General features: G+C 73.8%; 2 protein-coding genes. One reads left to right on the top strand and one right to left on the bottom strand.

Annotated elements, in window-relative coordinates; translation table 11 throughout:
* Window positions 1-102: 102 nt before the first annotated feature.
* The gene (gene glxA, locus ABT247_RS32640; protein ID WP_350750087.1) at window positions 103-2,034 is read left to right on the top strand and encodes a radical copper oxidase GlxA; all 1,932 of its coding nucleotides are present in this window, start codon (window positions 103-105) and stop codon (window positions 2,032-2,034) included.
* Window positions 2,035-2,142: 108 nt separating this feature from the next.
* On the opposite strand, the gene ABT247_RS32635 is transcribed toward glxA, so the two are convergent.
* Window positions 2,143-3,228: a glycoside hydrolase family 6 protein gene (locus ABT247_RS32635; protein ID WP_350750084.1), complete on the bottom strand. Its 1,086-nt coding sequence runs from the start codon at window positions 3,226-3,228 to the stop codon at window positions 2,143-2,145.
* Window positions 3,229-3,474: the final 246 nt, after the last annotated feature.

Genomic DNA, 3,474 nt, shown 5'->3' with positions numbered 1-3,474 from the left:
TCCCGAAGGACCGGGCGGCCATTCTCCTCGAGCCATCAACGGCAAACCACCGTCAGCCACACCCGGTCCTCCCGGACCGCTTCACATTCTTAGGGAACCACCGTGAAGATCCGCAAGACCGGCCGCACCAAGCGCCTGGCCCTCGGCAGCACCGTCGCGCTGGCCGTCGCCGGGATGAACGCCCCGGCCGTCCTCGGCTTCGTCGGCGACCGGTACCACGACTACGTGATCAACCGGCCCGAGTACAAGGCGCGGTACGGCCACTGGCAGACCCTGACGCTGCCCGCCGAGTTCCGGGTCAACGCCGTCCACGCCACCCTGCTGCGCACCGGCAAGGTGCTGATCGTGGCCGGCTCCGGCAACGACGAGAAGCAGTTCAACGCGGGCACCTTCAAGAGCCTGCTGTGGGATCCGGCTCGGAACAGCTACAAGCTGGTCCCGACCCCGGCCGACATGTTCTGCGGCGGCCACACCTCCCTCCCGGACGGCCGGGTGCTGGTGGCCGGCGGCACCCAGCGGTACGAGAAGCTGGCCGGCGCGGTGAAGCGGGCGGCCGGGGTGATGCGGGTGCGCAACGAGAGCCCGGAGCGCGCCCGCACCTTCCCCAAGGGCACCGTCTTCGTCGCCCCGAACGGCCGGGAGTACGCCAGCACCGCCCCGGTGACCGTCCCCGCCGCGACCAAGACCGGCTCCGGCAAGCAGACCGTGGTCACCGCCGGCGAGCAGCACGTGTTCGTCGAGGCGGTGGGCGAGGGCCCGGACTACCTGGCCGGCTCCCCCGCCCAGTACCGGATCAAGGGCCTGACCGGCAGCGACGCCCACAACCTGTACGGGCAGAGCGACAAGCTGACCCTGGACAAGCAGGAGTACCAGGGCATCCGCTCCGCCTTCGAGTTCAACCCCGACACCGAGCTCTACGAGCCGGTCACCGACATGGCGCACGCCCGGTGGTACCCGACGCTGACCGGACTGGGCGACGGCCGGGTGGTCACCGTCTCCGGCCTGGACGACACCGGGCAGATCCTCAACGGCAACGACAACGAGGTCTTCGACCCGAGGACCAGGACCTGGGCCAAGGCCCCCGACCGCTACTTCCCCACCTACCCGTCGATCTTCCTGACGGCCTCCGGGAAGCTCTTCTACTCCGGCTCCAACGGCGGTTACGGCCCTGCCGAGAAGGGCCGCGAACCCGGAGTGTGGGACCTGTCGGACAACAGCTTCCAGCCCGTCCCCGGCCTGCGGGACCCGGGCCTGACCGAGACCTCCTCCTCGGTGCTCCTGCCGCCCGCGCAGGCGCAGAAGGTCATGGTGCTCGGCGGCGGAGGGGTCGGCGAGTCACCGCTGTCCACGGCCCGCACCGACATCGCCGACCTCTCGGCCGCCCGACCGGTCTTCCGCCCGGGCCCGGACCTCCCGGCGGGCGGCACCCGCTACCTCAACAGCGTGATCCTCCCGGACGACACCGTGTTCACCACCGGCGGCTCCAGCGGCTACCGCGGCCGGGGCGACAGCGACCTGCTCAAGGCGCAGGTGTACCACCCGGACTCCAACAGCTTCACCACCGCCGCCGAGCCCGCCGTCGGCCGTGACTACCACTCCGAGGCGCTGCTGCTGCCGGACGGCCGGGTCGCCGTGCTGGGCTCCAACCCGCTCTTCGCGGACAAGGCGGAGACCCAGCCGGGCGGCTTCGAGCAGCGGATCGAGATCTACACCCCGCCGTACCTGTACCGCGGCGACCGCCCCCAGGTGACGGCCGTACCGGAGGCCGCGAAGCTCGGCGGCACCGTCAGGGTCGGCACGTCCCGACCGGAGGCGGTGGCCACCGCGAAGCTGATCCGGCCGAGTTCGGTGACCCACGTGACCGACGTCGAGCAGCGCTCGGTGGCCCTGGACATCACCGGGCGCACCGGCGACGGGGTCTCGCTCACCCTCCCGGGCAATCCGAACCTGCTGCCGCCCGGCTGGTACATGCTGTTCCTGACGGACGCCGCCGGCACTCCGTCGGTCGCGCGGTGGGTACAGGTCACCGGGTGAGCGCACCGGGGCGCCGAGTAGGCGGACCGGGCTGCCAGGTGAGCAGACCGGGGCACCAGGTGAGCGGACCGGCCCCCGGAGCGCGTCGGGTCGGTCCGGCCGGGCGGCTCAAAGCGCCGCCCGGGCCAGCCCCAGCGCGTACGGGAGCCAGAACTCGCCCGCCCGGGGCTCGCCGCGACCGCAGTCGCCGTCGGACTCGCCCGGGTTCTTGATCCACAGGTAGGCGTCGACGTTCGGGCGCCCGGTCTCGGTGGTCGGCGGCTCGCCGAGCGCCCGGCCGGGCGGGTTGCACCAGGAGTCGGAGCCGCCCAGCGAGCCGTTGCCGCTGCGGCTGGTGTCGATGAGGAAGTGCTTGCCGCCGAGCACGGCGGAGAGCCGGTCGCCGTACTCCGCGCTCCGGTCGGTGGGGTGGAAGTTGGCGACGTTCACGGCGAAGCCGTCCGCGGCGGCGATGCCCGACCTGCGGAGCGCGGCGGCCAGTTCGTCCGGGTCCTGGCCCCAGCCGGGGTTGCCCGCGTCCAGGTAGACCCGGACGTTCGGTTGCTTCTTCAATTCCTGGACGGCGAAGGCCAGCAGGCCGTACCGCTCGGCCGCGAGGTCGCCCCTGATCCCGCAGTTGTCCAGGGTGTGCGCGACGGCGTCCGGCTCCAGCACCACCCAGGCCCTGCGGTCGCCGAGGGCCTCGGCCACACCGGTGATCCAGTCCCGGTACGCGGCCGCGTCGGGGGCGCCGCCGGCCGAGTACTGGCCGCAGTCGCGGTGCGGGATGTCGTAGGCGACGAAGACGGGCGTCCGGCCCGCCTCGGCGGCCCGGCGGCTGACCTGTTCGGCGGTCTGCCGGGCGCCCTGTTCGCCCAGCCACTGCGAGGACGGCTGGCGGGCGATCCGCAGCAGGGTGTCGGCCTCCGCCGTGCGGCCCTGACTGCGCAGGGCGGCGAGCTGCCGGGCGGCGTTGGTCCGGTCGGAGACGTAGAAGGCCTGGCCGGGGAGCTGCTCGAGGCCACCGGCCCCGTCCGGCGCGGCGGTTGCGGTGCCGGACGCCGTCGCGGTCCCGGTCGCCGTCGCGGTGGTGGCCGTCCCGGGTGCACCCTGCGCACGGCCCGTGCCGCGGCCCGCGTCACCCGCCGGACCGCCGCAGCCGGAGAGCGCGAGCGTCAGACCCGCCGCCAGCGCGGCCCACCGAACCGCTCCCACCCGTCCCCCGCGCACGTACGGCCCTCCGAGTAGGCTCCGTCCCGGACCGGTCCGGCGACCGGTCGGCACCAGCTAAGCACACCGCGCCCCGGCCGGCGCCCGACTGCCGCGAACGGCAAGTGGCCGCGGACGGACGGCAGTTCGCCCGCCCACCCGCGGCCACCGCAACGTCGGCCGTGCCCCGGGGCGCGCCCCGGCCCCCGGCGTCCTCGCCCTCACCGAAGAACACGCCGACCGGTGCCCGGT

Origin of the sequence: Kitasatospora sp. NPDC001539 (genome assembly GCF_040298565.1) — a bacterium.
Lineage (GTDB): Bacteria > Actinomycetota > Actinomycetes > Streptomycetales > Streptomycetaceae > Kitasatospora.
This window is presented reverse-complemented; position numbering and strand designations above follow the sequence as displayed.